Below are 21,607 nucleotides of genomic sequence, written 5' to 3'. Positions count from 1 at the left end.
AAAAATTTAATTTATAACCAATCGATATGACCGAAAACTTTCGTCAAGCTGTTGCAGAAGGACAATTTTTAGTGACCGCTGAAGTCGCTCCCCCCAAAGGAGGCAATCCTGTCAGAATGCTAGAGGTAGCCAAACAACTTAAAGGCAGAGTTCATGCCGTTAACGTTACCGATGGTAGTCGTGCCGTACTGCGGATGTCTTCTGTAGCTGCTTCCACGATTTTATTACAGCACGGCATCGAACCTATTTGCCAGATAGCCTGTCGCGATCGCAACTGCATTGGCTTACAGGCAGACTTAATGGGTGCTTACGGTTTGGGCATACGCAATATTCTGGCTCTTACGGGCGATCCGATAAAGGCTGGAGATCATAAAAAGTCAAAATCCGTATTTGAACTAGAATCGGTTCGACTGCTTAAATTAATTGCCAAACTAAACAGCGGCGTAGATTTTAACGATAAAACTATGCCAGACGAACCTTTAAATTTGTTTCCTGGTGCGGCTGTCGATCCTCAGCTTAAAAGTTGGTCTGGTCTGCAAAAACGCTTTGAGAAAAAATTAGAAGCGGGAGCGCAATTTTTTCAGAGTCAGATGATTACTGATTTTGATAAGCTCGATAAGTTTATGAATCAAATTGCCTGTATCGACAACAAACCTATTCTGGCGGGCATATTTTTACTCAAATCAGCCAAAAATGCTCAGTTTATCAACAACTATGTTCCAGGGGTTAATATTCCAGATGCCACAATAGAACGCTTGGCAAATGCTAAAGAACCGCTCCAGGAAGGAATGAAAATTGCTGCCGAACAGGTTAAACTAGCTAAGACTCTCTGCGCGGGAGTTCACATGATGGCGGTCAAAAAAGAAGAATTGATTCCCGAAATTTTAGATTTGGCAGGAGTTGAGCCAGTTTGGAATTAATAAAGGCAAAAGGCAAAAGGCAAAAGGCAGAAAATTTGATTTAATTTATAGTCATTTCAAATAAAAACCGTAGGAAAATATGTACTGTTTTCTTCCTATTTCCTTATTACCCATTACCCATTACCCATTACCTCGAAACGATAATTTAAACCATAAGGAAATTAATTGGAACGACTATATCTGTCACTCCGTTTGGGAAACGATCGCTTTTATGGTGCCGCGATACATATTCATGCCGCAGGTAAAAGGGTATTCTCCAGGTTGAGTGGGAGTAAATTCTATTGGCGTAACGCGATCGATGGTTAGATCTCTAGCGATATGAAAATCTGGTAGTAAAACTTTTTCCAAACAGCTACTGCGATCGCGTCTTAAGAAGTTTAATCTTACCTTTCGCCCTGCTTCAACTTCTACTAAACTGGGTTCGTAACCGCCATCGACAACAATTTCTACTTCTTGTATTCCCTTCTGAGTAACGGCTTGAGAGGCTTTGGTCTTACTAAACATAAACCACCAAAGTTCCGCACCGATTAAACCCAAACCGCCTAAAGCAACGACGAGTTTTAAGCTTAAAGGCTGTTCTATTTTTTGAAAACTCGTTTGTTCTCCAGACGCAGCAGGCATTTCTACTTCAGGATTTTGAGCTAAAGCACTGTTGGTAATTAAAACCAAAAAAAATCCCAATCCTGCCAAACTGCTAACAATTTTATTCTTACTGTTCATAACATCAATCCATTCGGAAATTTGCGTGGGTTCATGAGCGCGATCGCTCATATTTATATCAATTCCAAAACAGAATGCTACATAATTGGGGATCGGGAATTAGGAATTAGGGATTAGGAACCTTTGCCCAGTCACCAATCCACATCCTTTTGTAGCAAACATTTAAGTATTTCATATTAAAAGCTGATAGCTAATAGCTCACAGCTTAAAGCTTAGAGCCTAGAGCTATTAAAATTCCGCAATCTTAGAGCATTAGTTACCACCGAAACCGAACTAAACGCCATTGCCGCACCAGCAATAATTGGGTTGAGTAGCCAGCCAAAAATGGGGAACAATATTCCTGCGGCGATGGGAATACCTAGAGTATTGTAAATAAAGGCAAAAAATAGATTCTGACGAATATTAGCCATTGTTGCCTTACTTAGTTCGATCGCGGTGACGATGCCCTCTAGTTCGCCAGAAATCAGGGTAATATCGGAAGCTGCGATCGCCACATCCGTTCCCGTACCGATGGCAATACCGACATCGGCTTGAGCTAAAGCAGGTGCGTCATTAATTCCGTCTCCCACCATCGCCACAATTTTGCCTTCCTGCTGTAGTTCTTTTATTTTTTCTGCTTTACTATCGGGGCGAACCTCGGCAAAGAAGCGTACAATGCCTACTTCACGGGCGATCGCTTCGGCGGTTTTTTGGTTGTCTCCCGTCAGCATCACTACTTCTAAATCCAACTTGCGTAAAGCTCTCACAGCTTCGGGTGAGGCTGGTTTAATCGCATCGGCAATCCCCATAATGCCTTCTATTTCCCCATCTACGGCAATTAAAACTACGGTTTTGCCTTCCGCTTCCCAAGTATTTTTTTGTGATTGTAAAGCCTCTATATTTATACCCAACTCCGACATCCAGCGTTGGGTACCGATTTGTATGGTGCGATCGGAAACTACACCTCTAACGCCACTACCCGCGATCGCGTCAAAGTCTTCTGCTTCAATTAATTCTACCTGCTGCGACTGAGCGTATCTTACTATCGCTTCAGCTAAAGGATGTTCGGAATTACGTTCTACTGCGGCTACCAATCGTAACAGCTTTAACTCCTGACTGTCGGTAATGCCTCTAACGGTGACGTAATTAGTTACTGTCGGTTGTCCTTGAGTAATGGTACCAGTTTTATCTAAAACTACCGTTTGAATTTTGTGTGCTACTTCTAAACTCTCTGCACCTTTGATTAAAATGCCGTTTTCTGCACCCTTACCAGTTCCGACCATTACTGAAGTGGGAGTAGCCAAACCCAAAGCACAGGGACAGGCAATGATTAACACGCCGACGGTAGTAATTAAAGCCAAAGAGACGTTACCCATAATTACGAACCACAATACAAAAGTAGCAATAGCGATCGCAATAACTGCGGGAACGAACCAACCCGTCACTTTATCTGCCAATCTTTGAATTGGTGCTTTCGATCCTTGGGCATCCTGTACCAGTTTGACAATTTGCGCCAAAACCGTATCCGTACCGACTCTGGTAGCTTTAAATTTAAAACTGCCAGTTTTATTAATCGTCGCGCCAATTACTTCATCTCCTGGCTGTTTTTTAACGGGTAAGCTTTCCCCCGTTACCATCGCTTCATCGATACTAGAAGAACCCTCAGTTATTTCACCATCGACGGGAATTTTTTCACCAGGACGAACGATAACAATGTCGTCAATTTGAACTTCGCGAACGGGAATTTCTATTTCTCGTCCCTTACGAATTACCCTGGCATCTTTAGCTTGTAAACCCATCAATTTGCGAATTGCTGCCGAGGTTTGTCCCCTGGCTCGATTCTCAAACCATTGCCCCAGTAAGATTAAAGTAATAACTACTGCCGCAGTTTCATAATATACTTCTGGCTGCAAACCCTGACTGACAAAAAAGCCAGGAAACAGAGTAGCCAAGAGAGAATAGAAATACGCCGCACTCGTACCCAAAGCAATCAGGGTATCCATCGTAGCAGCATGACGTTTAAAGGATTTCCAGGCACCACTAAAAAAACGATAACCACACCAAAACATTACGGGAGTAGTCAGAATTAGTTGCAGCCAGGGATTATGCCACCAGCTATGAATAAAGGGAATTTCTAACCCCGTCATCATTGGCAGAGAACCAACGACTAAAATAACGCTAATTACGCCACCAAAAATTATCTTCCGCAGCAAATCGCGAGATTCTGTCTGACGAGCCTTTTTTTCTGCGTCGTCTTCTCCCGTTACCATTTCCTGTTCTTGAAGAGAATAAGAAGAATAGCCTGCTTTTTCTACCGCTTCCTGAATTGCTTCTAAGTTAGTTTGTTGGGGATTATATTCGATCGCCGCACGTTCGGCACCGAAATTAACGTTACATTTCCTTACTCCTGGTACTGCCCGAATTGCTTCTTCAATATTGCTAGCGCAGGAAGCACAACTCATACCTTTCAATTTAAGGTTTAAGTTTTCTATATGTGTAGTTGAAGTCATAATCTTCTTATTCCTCTGTTTCCCTACCGATTTTTAATCCCGACTGCCACGTCTCAAGCTGGAGAATATCCAGCAGATGAGATCGCTTCTTTTACTGACGACTCGGAAGCCTCAGTATTTATCGTTACCTGTTTGGTTTCGGGATCGGCTTTTACCGAAGCTTTGGGATCTACCGTGAGAATTGCTTTGGTAATAGTTTCACCACAAGCACCGCACATCATATCGGGAACTTTTAGCTGTATATTCATAATTTTTAAATTTTTAAGTTTATTAATTTTAGTTTAAACTCTCAAGCTAACTAGAGAGTCAAGCCGTTTATTAGTTAGACAAAGTATTAAGTTTTGGGTTTCGCGCCTCAACCCAATCCATTGGCTACTATCAAATTGTTTTGTTGTTTACACTAATAGTCAATTACCCACCAAATTACTCGGCACAGAAAAGCGAAATTTGATTATGAGTATGCATTAGCAAAATTGCTTGTGGTAATAAATAGCTGTTTATAATGCCTACTATACATTCATTTATAAATTTTTTTTGGAGACTATCAAAGGAATTTGCTCTATGTAATTTCGTTGTGGCTTACATACAATTACAGGTTGGTCTATACTTGCCTTTTTAGCAAAATTCGGTGCTAAAATATTCCATTGTCTCTGTTTATAAGACCAATTATATAAAGCGGTCGAACTTTGTTTTTTTACTACTAATAGAGCATGAAAATAAGGTCTTCCCCAACCAAATGGACTACCGATTAGAGCTTTTGACCACATGGTCAAAGGAGACAAATCTAATAATGTAGTTATATTTTGATATCTTTGTTTACCTCCCGCAGAAAGCACCTGAATACAATATTTTGTGTTTGTCTTAGAATGGATGTTTATTGTTTGTTTAGTTTTTGCTACAACTAATGGAGGAATACTTAAGCTAAAAATAAGTAAAGCCGACATTGCCGCACATAAACTATAAGCAAAAAAACGAAAGTGTCTATCAAAAACAGTATAGCTACTGTTTAGTAAAGGTGATGTTAACAAGACAGTAAAGCTACAAAAAACAATTATGCTAATAGCAGACAGCAAATAAGCTAAATAAGCTGGTTGAAAACCTGCAAACATATCTCCGTAAAACAAATTAAGAAGATAGGCTGCAAGCAATCCATAAACAACAGATATTAAGTAATTGATTCCTCTTAAAACATCTTTATATAGATCGATAAATTCTGCTGATACTGAGCTATTGTGTCTATGGTTATTATTAATTTTAATAAACGCAACTTTGAGTAAAATAGCTAAGATAGCGGTTATGACATTAGCCCAAAATATTTCTTCATCTAATCCTGCAAAGCGATCGCTAAGATTGTTGGGATAGGGAATCTGAATTGTCTGAGCATAAAACCAAATAGCTATTATTATAAAAATTTTGATATATGTTGTTATAAGTTGTCTGGGTAGTAATAAAGTTATACAGGCAGATATTAAACCTGGAAATAGAAATATAACTATCATAAAAAACAATAACGATATTAGAGCCATTTTACTTTAAATAGAAGTATTTATTTCCTGTTTATATAGGAACAGTACTACTATAGTCAACAGCAGTCGCCATTCAATTCAGTATGGAAGATAAATCGACAATTAATTCAGACAAAATATCTTCACCAGATAAACTTTCAGGGTTGTTTAATACTTCTTTGACGCGATCGCGGCGATAAATCTCTACTTGTTTTTCGTCAGGATTAATCAACCAGCCTAGCTTGACTCCACAATCGATATACATAGAAACTACCGATTGTCAATTAGCCTGTCGTATTCTGCGTGAGTGCCGATCCAAAACCACAATATACCTTTTTCGACTTCCACACCTAATGCTCGATAACTTTGTCCTACTCTGACCGATCGTTATTTGCCAACCTTCTTAAAATGTAGCGATGGATGTGACGGATCGCTTTTTAGCAATTCGTAGCAACGATCTGCGGTTTGCTGCGCTACTTTAGTTAAAGAGTTGTAGCACTCCCAAAATCGGCGAGTGGTGTAGTGCATTAGATTGCTTTGTAGTGACCTGCTTCAAAATCAGAGATTGCTTCTCTAGCTAAAGCATCTAGCTTACCATTAGCAATGTTTTGTTCTAGCTGTTTGTCCCATTGCTGATGGTCTAGATTTAAAAACCATTCTTGTAGTATTTTAAACTTGTCAGGTGGAAGCTTGAGAATAGCAGCTTCAATTTGCTCTACAGTTAACATAACTTTTGACATACTTTACCTTTATAAAATGATATCAAAATAATTCAAACACTTTTTGAGTGTAAATGCGGGTTGATTTGTACCCGTTTTAGCTATTTTCTAAATCTGTATAATTTTGAACCTAAAAATTACGATCTTGGCTTAATTATTACGATCGCCATCGACGACCAACATGATAACAACTATCTATTTATGGTATCTTGCTTAAGACTAGGTAACGCAAAACGCGGAAGACGGAAATAGCATCTAGTAACTTTGAAATCGCTCTTTTAAACAACTTTTATGAAATACGACGTATATGGCTTGGGAAATGCTCTGCTAGATATTGAGTTTGAAGTTTCTCCAGAGGTTCTGCAAGACTTGGGTATAGATAAAGGCGTGATGACTTTGCTGGATGAGGAGAGTCAAAACAAAATTTTGAGTCATCTCCAAGAACATTCGACCAAACGCTCTTGTGGGGGTTCTGCGGCTAATACTTTAATTGCTGTCAGTCAGTTTGGCGGTAAGGCTTTTTACTCTTGTAAGGTTGCTAATGACGAACCAGGGCAATTTTATACTAAAGATCTCATAGATTGCGGCGTAGCGACAAATTTGGCAGATCGCGATCCAGAATCAGGGGTAACGGGTAAATGTTTGGTGTTTGTTACTCCCGATGCCGATCGCACCATGAATACGTTTTTGGGAATTTCTAGCACTTTTTCTAATGTAGAATTGGTTCCCGAAGCAATTAAAGATGCTAAATACACCTACATCGAAGGCTATCTCGTAAGTGGCGAAGCTAGCAAACAGGCAGCAATTAAAGCTAGAGAAATCGCCCATGAGGCAGGTAGTAAAGTAGCTTTTAGCCTCGCCGATTTAAATATGGTGAAATTTTTTAAGCAAGGATTGTTAGAAATTATTGGTTCTGGTGTGGATTTTCTGTTTGCCAATGAAAGTGAGGCTTTGCTGATGGCTGATACTGAAGATCTTGATGTAGCGATCGACTATCTTAAAACTCTGGCGAAAGGATTTGCGATTACTCGCGGTGCTAATGGCTCGATTATTTTTGACGGCGATAATTTAATTGAAATCGATCCAGTTTCCGTTAAGGCGATCGATACGGTGGGTGCTGGAGATATGTATGCAGGTGCTTTACTTTACGGTATTACTAACGATATGACCTTTGCTGAAGCAGGTAAGTTGGCTTCTTTGGCATCAGCAACACTAGTCACTAGTTTGGGTGCGCGTCTGCCAACGTCAGAAACTCGCGCTCTTTTGGAAAAACTTTGAAGTAATTTCAATAAATGAAACAAAGTTTTTTTAATTTGGCTATGGCTATAGGAACGATAACAGCCTTATCGCTTCCTAGTTTTTCTGTGGCTGCTGAATGGACGGAAATAAAAGATCGCGGACAAATTATAGTTGGAGTAAAAGATAATTTGCGTCCTTTGGGTTTTACAGATGCTAAAGGAAATTTAGCAGGATTAGAAATAGATATTGCTCGTAAATTAGCAGCAGAATTATTGGGTGACTCAGAAGCTATAGAGTTTGTACCCGTTAGTAATAAAGAAAGATTGCAGGTGGTGTTAGACGATAAGGTGGATTTAGCGATCGCCCGAATTTCTGTAACTACTTCTCGTTCTAGAATAGTAGAATTTAGTCCCTATTATTATTTAGACGGTACGGGTTTAGTTACTAAAGATGCAAACATTAAAAATATAGACAGCTTGAGTCGAGCGACTATTGCCGTCTTGGAAAACTCAGCTACTATTGCCGTTATTCGCAATCGACTTCCCAACGCTACTTTAATCGGCGTAGATTCTTATGCAGGAGCTTTAAAGCTATTAGAAACCCAACAAGCCGATGCGTTTGCAGGCGATCGCAGCGTGTTAACTGGTTGGATACAAGAATATCCCGAATATAAATTATTACCAGAAAGACTTTCAGGCGCACCTCTATCTATTGTGATGCCGAGAGGTTTGCAGTATCAAGAATTGCGAGATAAGGTCAATGACGCGATCGCTCGTTGGCAAGAATCTGGCTGGCTACAGGAGAGAATCGAATATTGGGGACTTTAAAAAAAGTAAAAAGTAGGAAGTAAAAAGTCAAAAGTCAAAATAATTTACATAATTTACCTCTTATATCAATCTAGAGAATACCTGAGATAGATAATTTCTCCGTGTCTTTGAGTCTCACTGTCCCCGCGTCAACCATCTGTATTAACTTAACTAAAAACTAAAACGATATTATATTTTCCCATTGCCTGTTCCCCGTTTCCTACTCCCTATTCTCTTTTTAAGTATATCGATTAATTTCTTCTTGTAGCCAGGAATCGACGGGTTTGCCATCTTTGCGCCGTAATTCTATTTCCTGCATGATAATTAAACCCGAATCTGGCGGTGCGGGTTTTTCGTGAAACAATATTTCATAATCATCGGGGTTTTCGTTGCGTTCTTTAAGCCAATCTCTTACTTTAGCAGTACAGAACCAAGACTCTCCACGCTCGAACATCCGACTTATTTGCATCGACAGGCTATAAAGATTTAGTCGCGGCATCGATCTTAGTATTTATAATTTTTGTCTTATTTTTGATTTTAGCGTTTGGGGGAAAGCGAGGGCGGTAAAAAAAATTAGTTATTTTGGCGACCGATACTATTATCGGTCGCATTGTTTGCATTATTGAAATGTAATTTTCCTGGTAATAGCTACTAATGAATGCAATGTGGTTTATTTAGCTACTCCAGGAATAGCAGAAGGATAAACACGATCGACAACTAACACTGGTCTATTAGTATATTCTGCTTCTATTTCTCGCTGTACGTCCAAGTCCCAGGTTAAATCGTAGTCTCTTTCTATATCGCTAACGACAAAAGAACGTAATTCTCCAGTAACTGCGACAGTTTCATTATCTTGTACGGCATCGACAGGATCGGTTACTAATACTAATAAATCATTAGCACCGAATAGTTCGTCTTCATCGAGAGAAAAAACATTATCGCCATAGATATCTTCTACTTCTCCAGTAACGGCGAGAGTTTGACCGTAATACTGGCTGGGATCGGAAGTTATTTCTCCTGGTTCTGGAGCGATCGCCAGTGATTGAGCGATAATAGCTGGTCTATCGGTGTATTCTACATATAGATCTGGGTCTAAATCCAGGTCGTAAGCCGACTCAATATCGGACACAATAAACTCAGTTACTTCTCCAGTTACCTGTACTTCTGTGTCATTATCTGTAGGCAATACAAATGGTTCGCCACTAGCGTTAACTACTACAATATCTTCTCCACCAAAAAATTCCTGGTCGGCTACGGTAAAAGTAGCTGGTTCGATTTGTTCTAAAGCATTACTTCTAATCGTAACTGTCTGACCCAACAAATCGCTGGTGTTTTCTGCTACTTCACCTGTAGTAACATTTTCTTCTGTTTGAGTGACCGTACTATCTCCCGTCGGAATTTCTGCTTCAGGCTCGTTAGTATTACACCCTAATAAGGATACTGCTATTAATACTAAAAATATTGGTTTAGAAAAAAGTTTATCAAACTTCATATTTTCCCTCAGATTATTAAGTTAATAAAAATGTTTTTCGCCTTAAATTCAAAAAAAAATTGAAATGGTTTGAATTTTTAAGTACGCCTATAAAATCTTAGAGGGTCAAAAAACAATAAATATCTATCTATTAGTAGAAATAATTATCATAATTTATCCTTTCAAAAGTAAGCCTTGAAGATAAGACTTTAGATGTATGAAACAAAGACTTATTTTTTTTACGGTGTTTAATAGAGAGACTTGCTAGATTTAAAACATTAAAAAAAGTTTTTTAGTTAAGCTCGAACTTTAAAAGTTTGGAAAGCAAGTGACTATCGGGTTTTTCAGTGCCTACACTTCAACGAGGTAAATGTTTTTGTACAGCGATATCGATTTAGTTAATTTTGCTAATACTTTTTCAAACACAAAATAATTGCTTTTATTAACTCGTTCGATTGTATTTAAAACTATGACGGGTGTTCGGCAATTTTACTAATTAAACAATAATAAATCATGACTTTTAGAAACTACTTTAAACATCGCACGACTAGAAAAATATTGGCTTACACAGGAGCGATCGCGCTAGGTTTGACTGCCAGGGTAAGCGCAAGAAAATAGACTAGAAAAAAATGCTACTTTAAAGCAGAAAGAAGAACATCAAACATATAATTGCAATTCATAGCAGCTCGTTTCGTTTTTTGCCTTAGACTACGCTTAGAGTTAGTTTCTTGATTCAAAAGACTAATTGCCATGCGTCTCAAAAGAGTGAAATTCTCAGGACTATGCCCTTGGCGAATTCGCGAACTATCTTCATTGAAGGTAACATCGAGAATCCAATGTAGTTGATTTTCGATTCCCCAATGTTGGCGAATGGCTCTGCTAATCAGCTTGGCATCACAAGATAGAGAGCTTAAGTAGAATTGAGTTTCTATTTGAATCTTATTCCACAAATGTCGCTCTCGATTCACCATGACAATTGTTTTGAGTTCATTCCATTGCTCTTGTTGGTAAAGCCCTTTGATTTGAATTACGGGCAATACCCAACAGAATCTTTTTTCAAGACGATGATGACCAGCTTCAATCTTCGATTCATGGCTACACTCAGATATTATTTCTTTTCCATCTCGAAGATTAAGCGGATTAAAACATTGTTTGACTGAATCTAGAAGAGTCGGGTGATTTGCTTTGAGACTTAAAACATAATCTCCTCCTTGTTGAATAATTAGGTCGGCAATCTCTGTTTGAGTTCCCATAGCATCAAGAGTGACAATACAGCCGTTAATATCTAGCAGTTCTAGTAAGGCAGGAATTGCGGTGATTTCATTACTTTTGTCTTTGACCTTGACCTGTCCTAACACCAAACGGTTTTTATTTGACCAGGCGCTAACTACGTGGAGTGCCGATTTTTTCTGATTTCGGTTATATGAACCTCTCGACTGTTTACCATCAATGGCAATTATCTCTCCTTTTGTTTCTTTGATGATTTGTTTGACCCAGCTCAAAAAACAGCTTTGTAGCGATTCTGGATTAATTAATGCAAACACTCGTCGGTATGTATCGGCATGAGGAACTCCATTTTTCAACTCCAATAATTCTTCGAGCCACACTTGATGAGATTCAGCGTAAAGCTCAATATCATCCCAGCCCTCAGCTCCTGCAATCACCGCCAAAATGGCAATCATGACAATACTTAGAAAATCATGTTCTCTTCCTTGTTTGCCTCTGGGGTCTTCTAGCGTCTCAAAAAACGTTACCCACTCTTGTAACGTTTGTTTAGCTGTTATATTCTGCTTTTCTAAGTCTATTTTTCTGGCAAATCCATAAGCCATAGTAGTTTCTGAGGTCATTTATTTTCTCTTTTCATCTACCATATTTTGCTCTAGTTTTTCTTGCGCTTACCCTGGTTTGACTGCAATAGAGCTACTCCCTGGCAAACTAACTGCCCAAGAAATTCGAAATGATAAAACCAACGTTACTATTGAAAAAATTACTGGCAATATCGACGAATATGTCGGTCAAACAGTAACGGTCAGAAGTGGCGTAGAACGAGAATTAGACGAGTCTGGTTTTGTACTTCAAGCCAATGAATTTTTTGGCGGCGAACCATTTTTGGTCTTCAATGCTGATGCTGTCCCCGTTACTCGCCCCAGCGACGATATACCAGTTCAGGCAACGGGAACGGTTAGAGAATTTGTTATTGCCGACATTGAAAGAGAATACGGCATAGATTTAGATGACGAACTGTATGTAGACTACGAAAATCGACCTGCTATTGTTGCCGACTCTGTAGCTCTAGCACCGACTATTGAAGATTTAGCGGAAAATCCTGATGCTTTCTATAACCAAACTATTGCCGTAGAGGGTGAAGTAGGTGAGTTATTTTCCTCTAACACTATGTCACTCTACGAAGATGGTTGGATCGATGATATTGGTTTGATGGTCGTCGGTGTTAATAATCGCGACCTCAATGCAGAAGGCAGCGCGTTACAAGAAGGAGAAACAATAGTGGTTACTGGAATGGCGCAACCACTGGATACAAATATGCTTCAGCAAGATGCCGAGTTGGGATGGGACTCCAATACTATTAGTGAATTTGAGTCTAGATACACCGATAGACCTGTAATTGTTGCCGACGATGTTTATCCCTCGGCATTAGATGAATAATCTTTTGCGAGCAATAAAATACTTTTTCAAAAAGATTGTAAACACTCAACTTAGGAAGGAAAAATGATAAATAGAGAAATGAAAACTAACTATAAAAGAGCCACAGGCGTTTTTAAAAGTCGAGAAGATATAGAAAACGCGCTACGCGCTCTTAAAGATAATGGCTTCAATATGGATAATGTCTCCCTACTAGCAAGAGATCTAGAAGGTGTAGAGAGTGCAGATGAAGTAACCGAACAACACGGTAATGAAGCTTCAGAAGGCGCAGGTATTGGTGCGACTACTGGTACGGTTTTAGGCGGTATTGGTGGATTCTTAGTTGGTGCTGGCGTATTGGCTATTCCTGGTGTAGGACCCGTCCTCGCCGCTGGAGTAGGAATTTCTGAAATTGCCGCTACCCTCGCAGGTGCTGGTATTGGTGCGGCAGCAGGTGGTATTGTCGGTGCTTTAGTCGGTTTGGGTATCCCCGAAGAAAAAGCCAAAGTCTACGAAGATCGCATTAAGGCTGGCGACTATTTACTCATGGTTACGGGTACGGAAAATGAAGTAGAATCAGCAGCCTCTATTTTGCGCGATCGCCACATTCAAGAGTTTGAAATTTATGACGCTCGCGATCTTGATAACCAAGATAGGGAGGTAGTAAACGATAATCGTCCTATGGCAAGTCGCAATGAAGTCGTTACCGAACGGCGCGAAACAGTTACTAGAGAAGATGCTACCAAGAAAATTGATATCGATAACGACAACGAAGCAGAAGTATTTATCGTTGACAAGACTCAAAAAGATCTCTAAATTTCGCGATCGTTTCTAGAGCATTATTAATTGAGCAAAACAAACAGTATCTAGAAAATTAGCAAGTTTTTTCATCTAGTAAATAGTAAGCGTCCGACTCTAAAGTCGGGCGTTTTTTTAGGAATTTTAATTTACACCATTTCTCAAAAGTAATAAGAGAGACAAAGATGCTCTTGTGTATAAATGAAAACCTCATAACTCTTATCTTCCCTAATCTCTAACCACCGCTTCCTAATCCCTGCCATCATATTTACGAGAAATGATATTAGCTTAAATTTTCAAAAACACATTTTTTTTGCTTTTGTTTGTTATCTATCAAAAGTATAAGAATTATTGTGAATAAAATGCTAACTGCTTAATTAAACGAACTACTAACTATTTCTACTTTGTCACCCAGAATAATAACTTTGTCTGCTTGCGATCGCGGTACATTAGTATTGACGCTGAGGCGATAAAAATGATTGAAGCGATCGCGATTTGCCCAATCAGGTAGAGTTTCGCGACGTTTGGCAACAAATTTTTTAGTAAATTGCGGATCGCCCTTTCCTGTAAGAGTATCTCTGGTAGGAACTACACAACGCTGACAGGGATTAACACCTTCAAACAAAACATCCCCAATTTTAAAAGAAACGGTATCGTGTTCGCTGGCGAATAAGCGATCTTCCCAAAATGCAGGTACGCCATCTATTTCTAAATTAGCCCGTAGGCGCGATCGCATTTCAGCTACGCTAATATTGTCAAACCAAGATGCTACTGTTTCGATGGTGGCGGTACTAATAACAGTGGGACCATTGGCATTAAGATCGTCGGGGAAGCCTGTTTGAATGTTTCTTTTTAATCTGACGAGAAAGCCAAAATAATCGCCTAACCAGTTTTCTATATCCTCTCTATCTCGATCTAAATTAAAAACTTTCTGGCTATCGCCATTGTGAATATTTAACGTAAGCTGGTTAAAATCATTAGCGAAAGACGATCTAACTAAATGCACCTTGGCGTTATTTTTCCCGTTGACAAATTTATTTTCTTCGTCAAACAAAGCCCATTCTCGATCGTGTTCGATCGCGCCACTAGCCAATAATCTCGTACTTTTTACAGCGACTCCGTCTAAAGATTTGATGGGATAAATATAAATACCAGCAAGATAAGCCATTTCATTTATCAATGAACAGTGAACAGTGAACAATTAACAGTGTTTAGCGATCCGTTGATAATTGCTCATTGCTAATTGATAATTGCTCATTGCTAACCAGATTTTTTAGAAAAACGCCGTTGAAGATTTTGAATTGCTACTTGAATACCCAGTAAAAATAAACCAAGAGCTACTATACCAAAAACTCCAGTTCCTAAAGCAGCCATACCAATGACGAGCGTTCTTACTGCTACAGTTAAATTAACTACTACTGGGTTGGCTGAAGTAACTGGCTTGTTAGCATAAGTTTGGACGATAGACATCATTAAAAAATAAATCGCGGTTGCCAATCCCCCAGAGAGAATAGAAGCCGTCCAACAGCGTAGAAGCGTAATTTTTTTCTCTGGAGACTCTGCCGAACTGAGATTCTGGGGTGTATTTTCGCTCATAAAAAGACGCTCGAAGATGGCGACGCGCTAAGTTTTTATTTTTAGATTACTTAGATCGTAGACAATCTTGGACGGCAAATCTCGTACTATTCACTTAACTTAAAAGAGAATCAATAGTCTGCTGCCAATCTTCCAAACTGGACTGTGAAGATAAATCGGTAGCTTCTGCACCATTAATAAAAAAGGTGGGAGTAGACCAAACGCCACGCACAATTGCCAAACGAGCGGGTATTCTTGCCAAATTGTAAATTTCTTTGCTTTCCAGGCGATCGATAAATTGTTGTTTATCCCAACCAAAACCATCGGCAGCATAGCTGGCTAAAAGGTGATGAAAATCTCTTTGGGTTTTATCTTTAGAAGCTTCGTTGGCAAACTCTTCTTGATGCCGATAAATATAACTAACAAAATCAATAAACTTATCCGTATCGTCTCCAGCTACGGCGATCGCTGCTTTGGTAGCATCCCAACTTTGACGATGATTGCCTAAAGTCATGGGCTGCAAGATAAAATAGACGCGATCGCGATACTGTTCAACTACTTTAATTAAGGTATTCCAGCCTTTTTTAGAAAACGGGCATTCTAGATCGAAAAACATCTCAACCATTACAGGTGCATCTGTATTACCTAGTCTGTAGCCACTAGGTTTATTAGGTATAGGAATTGGCATGATCGATCGATAATTTTTTTCTTAATTGCTTTTTATTATCTTGACAGTCTTTACGGCGATAAAAACTACATCTTGAGATAGAGACATTAGTTTGGGTAATTTTGAGATCTTGTTACATAGCTTCAGATCAAATATTCAAACTTACCAATATGTCAGTATCGTCAGCAAATAATTCTAGTGATTGGATCGATGTTTCTCTAACTATTCATACGGGTATGGCTCATTGGCCTGACAACCCTGGAATTAAGATAGAACCTAGTTTGTGTCTGGCGCACGGTGATGTTTGCAACGTTTCCAAGTTGACATTAGGCAGCCATACAGGCACTCATGTCGATGGGTTAAATCACTTTATTAAAGGCGGTTTGGGAATCGATAAAATGCCCTTGGATGCCACCATTGGTAAAGCTAGAGTAATTGGCATCGAAGATACAGAATCGATTAAAGTAGCAGAAATTGCACCTCATAATTTACAGGCAGGCGATCGCGTGTTATTTAAAACGGTCAACTCCGAGCGTTGCTACCAACAGGATGATTTTGTTGAAGATTTTGTTTATATTTCTACAGAAGCTGCGGAATATCTAGCAGAACGACAAGTACGTACTGTAGGAGTTGATTACCTTTCTGTAGGTGGCTATCAAGGCAATGTAGTAGAAGTTCACCACGCTTTATTGGGTTCTGGTATTTGGGTAATTGAAGGTTTAAATCTTTCAGCGATCGCCCCTGGTGAATACGAATTAATCTGTTTGCCGATTAAAATTCAAGATGGAGATGCAGGTTTGGCTCGCGCTATTTTAAAACCCCTTTAAACAGTGAAAGCAGTGAAAGCAGTGAAAACGCAGCGGCTATCGCCGCAAGTCGCGACGCTCGGAGCGACGCTTTGGCGCGAATGCGCCTGCAAAGCAGAAAGTTTATTTTATAGTAGTGGACAGAAGATTTAAAATATCTTTAACTACTGGAAACTTTATGAGTTAGGCATTTTAGTTTTGACTTTCGACTTTTGACTTTTGACTTTTGACTCCAAGTTAATTATCGAAGATGTGCAGCCTGTAATTTCGAGAGAGATTTTTACAAACTTTTATGCCGCGAATACTATTGCCACGTTCGTCGATAAGAGGTGAATATACAGCCAAACCCATGATGCCTGGGATTACACTAATAATTGCGCCACTTACACCACTTTTAGCAGGAAAACCAATTTTATAAACCCATTCTCCTGCAAAGTCATACATCCCACAGGTATACATAACGCTGAGCAAATCTCTGACGTATTCAGAATTAATTGCCCGTTCTTTGGTTATGGGATTAACACCGTTATTAGCTAACGTGGCACCCATCATGGCTAGATCGCGACAGTTTAGTAAAACAGAACATTGTTGCAGATAGAGATCGAGAATTGGTTTAATATCTCCAGAAATGATGTTGAAGTTACGTAGCAGGTAAGAAATTGCCCAATTGCGATCGCCATGATTTTGTTCGGAAACCAAAGTCGGGGTGTCGATAAATACTTGATGTCCGATGTAACGGCGATACATCTCTAAAACTCGGTTGAGCCTACGAGCAGAACTATTACCCTGAATCAAACTGGTAGTAGCGATCGCGCCAGTATTCACCATAGGATTATAAGGGAGTTTTGTCTGGGTTTCTAGCTTAATTATCGAGTTGTAGGCATCTCCCGTTGGCTCGACATCTACTTTAGTTAAAACTCTCTCTCTGCCCCAATCTTCTAATGCCATACCGTAAGCAAAGACTTTAGAGATTGATTGAATTAAAAAAGGAACTTCCCAATCACCTACTGTATAAACTTCTCCCGTAACCGTAACCATACAAATCCCGAACCAATCTGGAGCGATGTTAACTAAGCCTGGTTCGCTTTGATAGATTTTGCCCTTTCTGAGGGGTAAGTAACGTTGATGTAAACTTGCTAAATATTCAGTTACGATTTGGCTGCCTGGTGCTGCTGGTTTTTCGATGGGCTTAGAGTGTGAGTCTTGATGCTCGTAGGAAGAATCCAAATCGCAGCTATGACTGGATTGAGTACCAGAGTTATCATCAATACTTGATGGCAAACGAATTGGAGCGAAAATATGTATTTGCCAGCGTTTTGATAGCGTTTCAAATACTTTTACTCCCCGCAGGCTTTTTTTATGTTTGCCCAGACGGGGAGAAAAAACGGCAATACCCATTTGTTGGGGAACGACACCAATAATTGCCCCCGATAGACCACTTTTAGCTGGAATACCCACTCTGTAAGCCCACTGCCCCGAAAAATCGTATAATCCGCAGGTATACATAATGCCGAGCAAGTTTTTAACATAACTCGCATCTATGGCTTGTTTTTTAGTAATTGGGTTAACGCCACCATTAGCTAAGGTAGCTGCCATAACTGCCAAATCGTTGGTGTTAACCATCAACGAACACTGCTGAAAGTAAAGCGCGAGAATTTCCTCAATTTCCCCTTCTATTAGATCGAAGTTGAGCATCATATAGGCAATTGCCCGATTGAGGCGATCGCTCTTTTGCCTCGATTTAAATACAGCCTGATTTACCTCTACCTCTCGACCAATGTAGCGGCGAAACATCTCTCGCAGTTTAGCGGAACGTTCTGCTGGATCTCGACCTGGAATTAAACTCGTAGTTGCGATCGCACCAGCATTAACCAAAGGATTATACTGTCGCTTAAAAATTTCTTCGGGTTCGATAATTGAGTTAAATGACTCCCCTGTAGGTTCGACTCCAATGCGATCGAGAACGTAATCTTCTCCCCTTGTTTCTAAAGCCATTCCATAAACAAACGGTTTGGAGATCGATTGAATGGGAAAAAGTTCGGCAGTATCGCCAGCTTCAGCGCGATTGCCGTTGACATCCACAACACTAATTGCAAACCAATCGGGAGCGACATTGGCAAGTTCGGGAAGATTAGCAGCTACTTCTCCTTCATTAAGTGGTAGGTATTGACGATGTATGATTTGAAGCAAGTCGTTTAGAGACTTATCAAAGCCAGAAAAATCTTTAATTGCAGGGTTAAAACTAAATCCATCGTTCATTTAGAGAAACTGCGATCGCACCTTACTAATGTCATAACTATATCGCAACTAACCAGAAATAAAAAATCCGCCTTCTTTGCCAAGTTATTTACGTAAGCGTTAAACGAACTAAAATTCAGTTTGAGTTACTTTGTTATCGTAATTATTTATCATACGTGCTTACAACACAAACATAAAAATATTATTTGTTCTCAAAATTATACTTAATCATGAGTTATATAAAACAGCTAAAGAATTATTTTTGATGTTAATATCTAGCACCATTTTCAATTAGCAATTCGTCGATTTCTTTCTTGTTAGAATAATTCAATGGGGTTTTACCTCGATTATCTTTAGCATTAACATCTGCACCATAATGAATTAGAACCTCTGCTATTTTTAGTTTTTCGCTAGTTTCAATCTGTTCGACTCTAAATATTGTATGCAAAGGAGTATTTTTTTCTTTATTTTGAACGTTAGGGTTAGCACCGTTTTCTAACAATATTTTTGCTTGCTTGCAATTGCGAACAGAATATAAAGGAGTTTTTCCACCAAAACCAGCAATATTTGGGTCTGCACCATATTTTAGTAATACCTCCACAACTTCTAAATCCAATGTCCGAATATAATGTAGAGGAGTATTGCCGTTTTTACTTTGGGCATTTACTTTTGCTCCATTTGCTAACAACAATTCCGCAGTCTCTCTACTCTTAGCTTTATGCAAAGAGGTTTCTCTATCCTTATCTCGAATATTAATATCAGCACCTCTTGCAATTAATAATTCTATTAAAGGTAGATTTTCTTTCCTAGTAGCACTATGTAATAAAGAGTTTTGATATTTATCTAAGCCATTAGGATTTCCGCCACCATCAAGATATTTTTGAGCATTAATTTTTCCATCTATTACTGCCCCATGTAATACTTCAGTAAACCCGATTGCTTCTAGAATTCTATATCTAATAGGATAAGCGAAACTAAAAGCAATAATTAATACTATTAAAATATAGGCTATCATCTTCCTAGATAAAATATCTTCTGATATTAATCCATTAGAAGATAGTATTTGTCTTATCACTGAGCCTTGAACCAAGTTGGCAAATATGGCAAAAATAGTCACCAACAAAATATAGGAGAAAGGATGATATCTTGCTAGCGAAAAATATACTATTCCCAACAATGGTGCAGCTAATAGCCAAGTAAAACCAGTTATCCAAGCAATATAATTAATATTAACTGACGAGATCGAGCTTTGAAGAGCTAACTTTTGCAACCATCCTAGTAAAAATCCAGAGCCAAATAAAAAAAGAATTGCCAGGATAGAAGATATCAAAAAATTCCCACTACTAGAATTAGAACTTCCGAAAGGAAAAGAGACATTTCTGAGAAAAAATCCTAAAGCTACAGCCCAACCCGCTACAAGTAAAAATGAGCTAATTATTCCGCCAACAATGGTAACTAAGCCCCAAATATAAGCATTGGAAATATATGGATTTAATACCTTCCATTGCACTAGTCCCAATGAAATCCAATAAACTACAAATGCAATTTGAATTAGCTGGCTTGAACCAGTTCCAAAAGCATTTCTGGCAATAACTGCGGTAATTATTGAACAAAGAGATGAACTTAGAACCCACAACCAAATAAAAGCTGACATTTTATATTTTTTCTATTTAATTTTTATTTATTACATAGTTGTTGCCATGATTTTAAAACTTGGAGAGCATTCAGATTTTCAATAGCGATCGCCCTTATCTCAATCCCCTTCACATAACTAAACAATCTGAGGGGGATATCTAACCCTAGCCAAATGGTAAGCTAGCAATTGCGCTAAAAAATTATATAAATAAATTTAATATGAACGCAGTATCATCAACTCCCTTATTATTAAGAGCGGCTCSCGGCGAAATTTTAGAACGTCCTCCTGTATGGATGATGCGCCAAGCGGGTAGGTATATGAAAGTCTATCGCGATCTCAAAGACAAATATCCTGGGTTTCGCGAACGCTCGGAAAATCCCGACATTGCGATTGAAATTTCTCTGCAACCCTGGCACGCCTTTCAGCCCGATGGGGTAATTATGTTTTCCGATATCTTGACTCCCTTACCAGGGATCGGGATCGATTTTGATATCGTTGAAAGCAGAGGTCCGATGTTCGATACGCCCATTCGTACTCAAGAGCAAATCGACAAATTGCATTCTCTAAATCCAGAGGAGTCTTTACCGTTTATTAAAACCATTTTGCAAAGCCTGCGATCCGAGGTTGGTAATAAGTCTACAGTTTTGGGTTTTGTCGGTTCTCCCTGGACTTTGGCTGCTTATGCCATTGAAGGTAAAAGTTCTAAGAACTATTCGATTATTAAAGGCATGGCGTTCTCGCAACCGCAGCTTCTTCATAGTTTCTTGACTAAGATTGCTGATGCGATCGCCGTTTATGTGCGCTATCAAATCGATTGTGGAGCGCAAGTAGTACAATTATTTGACTCCTGGGCGGGTCAGTTAAGTCCCCAAGACTACGAAGTATTTGCCCTACCCTATCAGCAACAGGTAGTTCGTCAAGTTAAAGAAACTCATCCTGATACCCCGTTAATTCTCTACATCAGCGGTAGCGCGGGAGTATTAGAAAGAATGGGTCAATCTGGTGTGGATATTGTCAGCGTTGACTGGAGTGTAGACATGGCAGAAGCCAGACAGAGACTAGGAAAAGAAATGAAAGTACAAGGCAACATCGATCCTGGAATTTTGTTTGGTACTCAAGATGTAATTCGCGATCGCATTTTCGATACGATCCGCAAAGCAGGAGGTAGAGGTCACATTCTCAATTTGGGACATGGGGTTTTAGTTGGCACTCCCGAAGACAATGTTCGCTTTTTCTTTGAGACAGCTAAACAAGCAGATAAACTAATGGTTTCTGCATAGCAAAAAACCTAAAAGATATTGTGGTGGGGCAAAAGGACAAAATTTTTGGTATTGCATGATTATGAAATGGTAAAGAGGAAGTAGCAAGTAGCGAGTAG

The 21,607-nt window shown here is 39.2% G+C and carries 21 protein-coding genes and 1 pseudogene; 7 read left to right on the top strand and 15 right to left on the bottom strand.

All coding sequences use genetic code 11. The features are described 5' to 3' along the window. Nucleotides 1–26 precede the first annotated feature (26 nt). Nucleotides 27–920, top strand: coding sequence for a methylenetetrahydrofolate reductase (locus tag KV40_RS27715; protein ID WP_036488001.1), 894 nt, complete (start codon nt 27–29; stop codon nt 918–920). Nucleotides 921–1,103: 183 nt separating this feature from the next. On the opposite strand, the gene KV40_RS27710 is transcribed toward KV40_RS27715, so the two are convergent. The 7 genes and pseudogenes from KV40_RS27710 to KV40_RS27690 form a co-directional block, all read right to left on the bottom strand. Beyond that, the gene (locus tag KV40_RS27710; protein ID WP_036488068.1) at nt 1,104–1,640 is read right to left on the bottom strand and encodes a cupredoxin domain-containing protein; all 537 of its coding nucleotides are present in this window, start codon (nt 1,638–1,640) and stop codon (nt 1,104–1,106) included. A gap of 212 nt (nt 1,641–1,852) precedes the next feature. Then, on the bottom strand, nt 1,853–4,129 hold the full coding sequence (locus KV40_RS27705) for a heavy metal translocating P-type ATPase (RefSeq protein ID WP_036487998.1): 2,277 nt from the start codon (nt 4,127–4,129) through the stop codon (nt 1,853–1,855). Between the two features lie 53 nt (nt 4,130–4,182). Then, nucleotides 4,183–4,377 carry a heavy-metal-associated domain-containing protein gene (locus KV40_RS27700; RefSeq protein WP_036487996.1) on the bottom strand — a complete coding sequence of 65 codons (195 nt, stop codon included), beginning with the start codon at nt 4,375–4,377 and terminating at the stop codon, nt 4,183–4,185. Between the two features lie 273 nt (nt 4,378–4,650). Beyond that, a complete protein-coding gene (locus KV40_RS27695; protein WP_156114211.1) occupies nt 4,651–5,655 on the bottom strand; it encodes a hypothetical protein in 1,005 nt (334 codons plus the stop codon). A 73-nt stretch (nt 5,656–5,728) separates the two neighbouring features. Further along, a complete protein-coding gene (locus KV40_RS33810; RefSeq protein ID WP_081942957.1) occupies nt 5,729–5,899 on the bottom strand; it encodes a Uma2 family endonuclease in 171 nt (56 codons plus the stop codon). A 5-nt stretch (nt 5,900–5,904) separates the two neighbouring features. Further along, nucleotides 5,905–6,162 (bottom strand): annotated as a pseudogene (locus KV40_RS37495) (hypothetical protein). Then, complete coding sequence (locus KV40_RS27690; RefSeq protein ID WP_216595752.1) at nt 6,162–6,374, bottom strand: hypothetical protein; 213 nt, start codon at nt 6,372–6,374, stop codon at nt 6,162–6,164. Before KV40_RS27690 ends, KV40_RS37495 begins: the two are co-directional and overlap by 1 nt. A 270-nt stretch (nt 6,375–6,644) precedes the next feature. Here KV40_RS27690 and KV40_RS27685 point away from each other — a divergent pair, with 270 nt between their 5' ends. Continuing rightward, nucleotides 6,645–7,631 (top strand): adenosine kinase, encoded by a 987-nt coding sequence (locus KV40_RS27685; protein WP_036487992.1) that lies wholly within the window; start codon nt 6,645–6,647, stop codon nt 7,629–7,631. 14 nt (nt 7,632–7,645) lie between these two features. Beyond that, nucleotides 7,646–8,419 carry a transporter substrate-binding domain-containing protein gene (locus tag KV40_RS27680; RefSeq protein WP_036487990.1) on the top strand — a complete coding sequence of 258 codons (774 nt, stop codon included), beginning with the start codon at nt 7,646–7,648 and terminating at the stop codon, nt 8,417–8,419. A 217-nt stretch (nt 8,420–8,636) separates the two neighbouring features. Here KV40_RS27680 and KV40_RS27675 read toward each other — a convergent pair whose 3' ends face one another. The 3 genes from KV40_RS27675 to KV40_RS27665 form a co-directional block, all read right to left on the bottom strand. Then, a complete protein-coding gene (locus tag KV40_RS27675) occupies nt 8,637–8,897 on the bottom strand; it encodes a hypothetical protein (RefSeq protein WP_036487988.1) in 261 nt (86 codons plus the stop codon). Between the two features lie 171 nt (nt 8,898–9,068). After that, nucleotides 9,069–9,890 carry a hypothetical protein gene (locus tag KV40_RS27670; protein ID WP_036487985.1) on the bottom strand — a complete coding sequence of 274 codons (822 nt, stop codon included), beginning with the start codon at nt 9,888–9,890 and terminating at the stop codon, nt 9,069–9,071. 611 nt (nt 9,891–10,501) lie between these two features. Continuing rightward, nucleotides 10,502–11,698, bottom strand: a complete 1,197-nt coding sequence (locus tag KV40_RS27665; protein WP_036488062.1) for an ISAs1 family transposase — start codon at nt 11,696–11,698, stop codon at nt 10,502–10,504. Between the two features lie 76 nt (nt 11,699–11,774). On the opposite strand from KV40_RS27665, the gene KV40_RS27660 reads away from it, so the two are divergent. Together KV40_RS27660 and KV40_RS27655 are read left to right on the top strand one after the other, a co-directional pair. Then, on the top strand, nt 11,775–12,533 hold the full coding sequence (locus KV40_RS27660; protein WP_052056017.1) for a hypothetical protein: 759 nt from the start codon (nt 11,775–11,777) through the stop codon (nt 12,531–12,533). 78 nt (nt 12,534–12,611) lie between these two features. Further along, on the top strand, nt 12,612–13,325 hold the full coding sequence (locus KV40_RS27655) for a glycine zipper family protein (RefSeq protein WP_036487983.1): 714 nt from the start codon (nt 12,612–12,614) through the stop codon (nt 13,323–13,325). A gap of 355 nt (nt 13,326–13,680) precedes the next feature. Here KV40_RS27655 and KV40_RS27650 read toward each other — a convergent pair whose 3' ends face one another. The 3 genes from KV40_RS27650 to KV40_RS27640 all read right to left on the bottom strand — a co-directional run bounded on the left by KV40_RS27650 (nt 13,681) and on the right by KV40_RS27640 (nt 15,570). After that, the gene (locus KV40_RS27650) at nt 13,681–14,475 is read right to left on the bottom strand and encodes an MOSC domain-containing protein (protein WP_036487981.1); all 795 of its coding nucleotides are present in this window, start codon (nt 14,473–14,475) and stop codon (nt 13,681–13,683) included. A gap of 92 nt (nt 14,476–14,567) precedes the next feature. Next, on the bottom strand, nt 14,568–14,903 hold the full coding sequence (locus KV40_RS27645) for a DUF3082 domain-containing protein (protein WP_036487979.1): 336 nt from the start codon (nt 14,901–14,903) through the stop codon (nt 14,568–14,570). Between the two features lie 94 nt (nt 14,904–14,997). After that, a complete protein-coding gene (locus KV40_RS27640; protein WP_036487977.1) occupies nt 14,998–15,570 on the bottom strand; it encodes a thioredoxin domain-containing protein in 573 nt (190 codons plus the stop codon). A 149-nt stretch (nt 15,571–15,719) separates the two neighbouring features. On the opposite strand from KV40_RS27640, the gene KV40_RS27635 reads away from it, so the two are divergent. Then, complete coding sequence (locus KV40_RS27635) at nt 15,720–16,376, top strand: cyclase family protein (RefSeq protein WP_036487974.1); 657 nt, start codon at nt 15,720–15,722, stop codon at nt 16,374–16,376. Between the two features lie 216 nt (nt 16,377–16,592). On the opposite strand, the gene glsA is transcribed toward KV40_RS27635, so the two are convergent. Then, the gene (gene glsA, locus KV40_RS36865) at nt 16,593–18,614 is read right to left on the bottom strand and encodes a glutaminase A (protein ID WP_036487972.1); all 2,022 of its coding nucleotides are present in this window, start codon (nt 18,612–18,614) and stop codon (nt 16,593–16,595) included. Between the two features lie 247 nt (nt 18,615–18,861). Next, nucleotides 18,862–20,247 carry an ankyrin repeat domain-containing protein gene (locus tag KV40_RS27625; protein ID WP_036487969.1) on the bottom strand — a complete coding sequence of 462 codons (1,386 nt, stop codon included), beginning with the start codon at nt 20,245–20,247 and terminating at the stop codon, nt 18,862–18,864. A 200-nt stretch (nt 20,248–20,447) separates the two neighbouring features. Here KV40_RS27625 and hemE point away from each other — a divergent pair, with 200 nt between their 5' ends. Continuing rightward, nucleotides 20,448–21,509, top strand: a complete 1,062-nt coding sequence (hemE, locus tag KV40_RS27620) for a uroporphyrinogen decarboxylase (protein ID WP_036487966.1) — start codon at nt 20,448–20,450, stop codon at nt 21,507–21,509. Nucleotides 21,510–21,607 lie beyond the last annotated feature (98 nt).

Source organism: Myxosarcina sp. GI1 (assembly GCF_000756305.1).
Taxonomy (GTDB): Bacteria; Cyanobacteriota; Cyanobacteriia; order Cyanobacteriales; family Xenococcaceae; genus Myxosarcina.
Note: the sequence above shows the minus strand (reverse complement) of the source record. Positions and strands in the feature narration are given on the sequence as shown.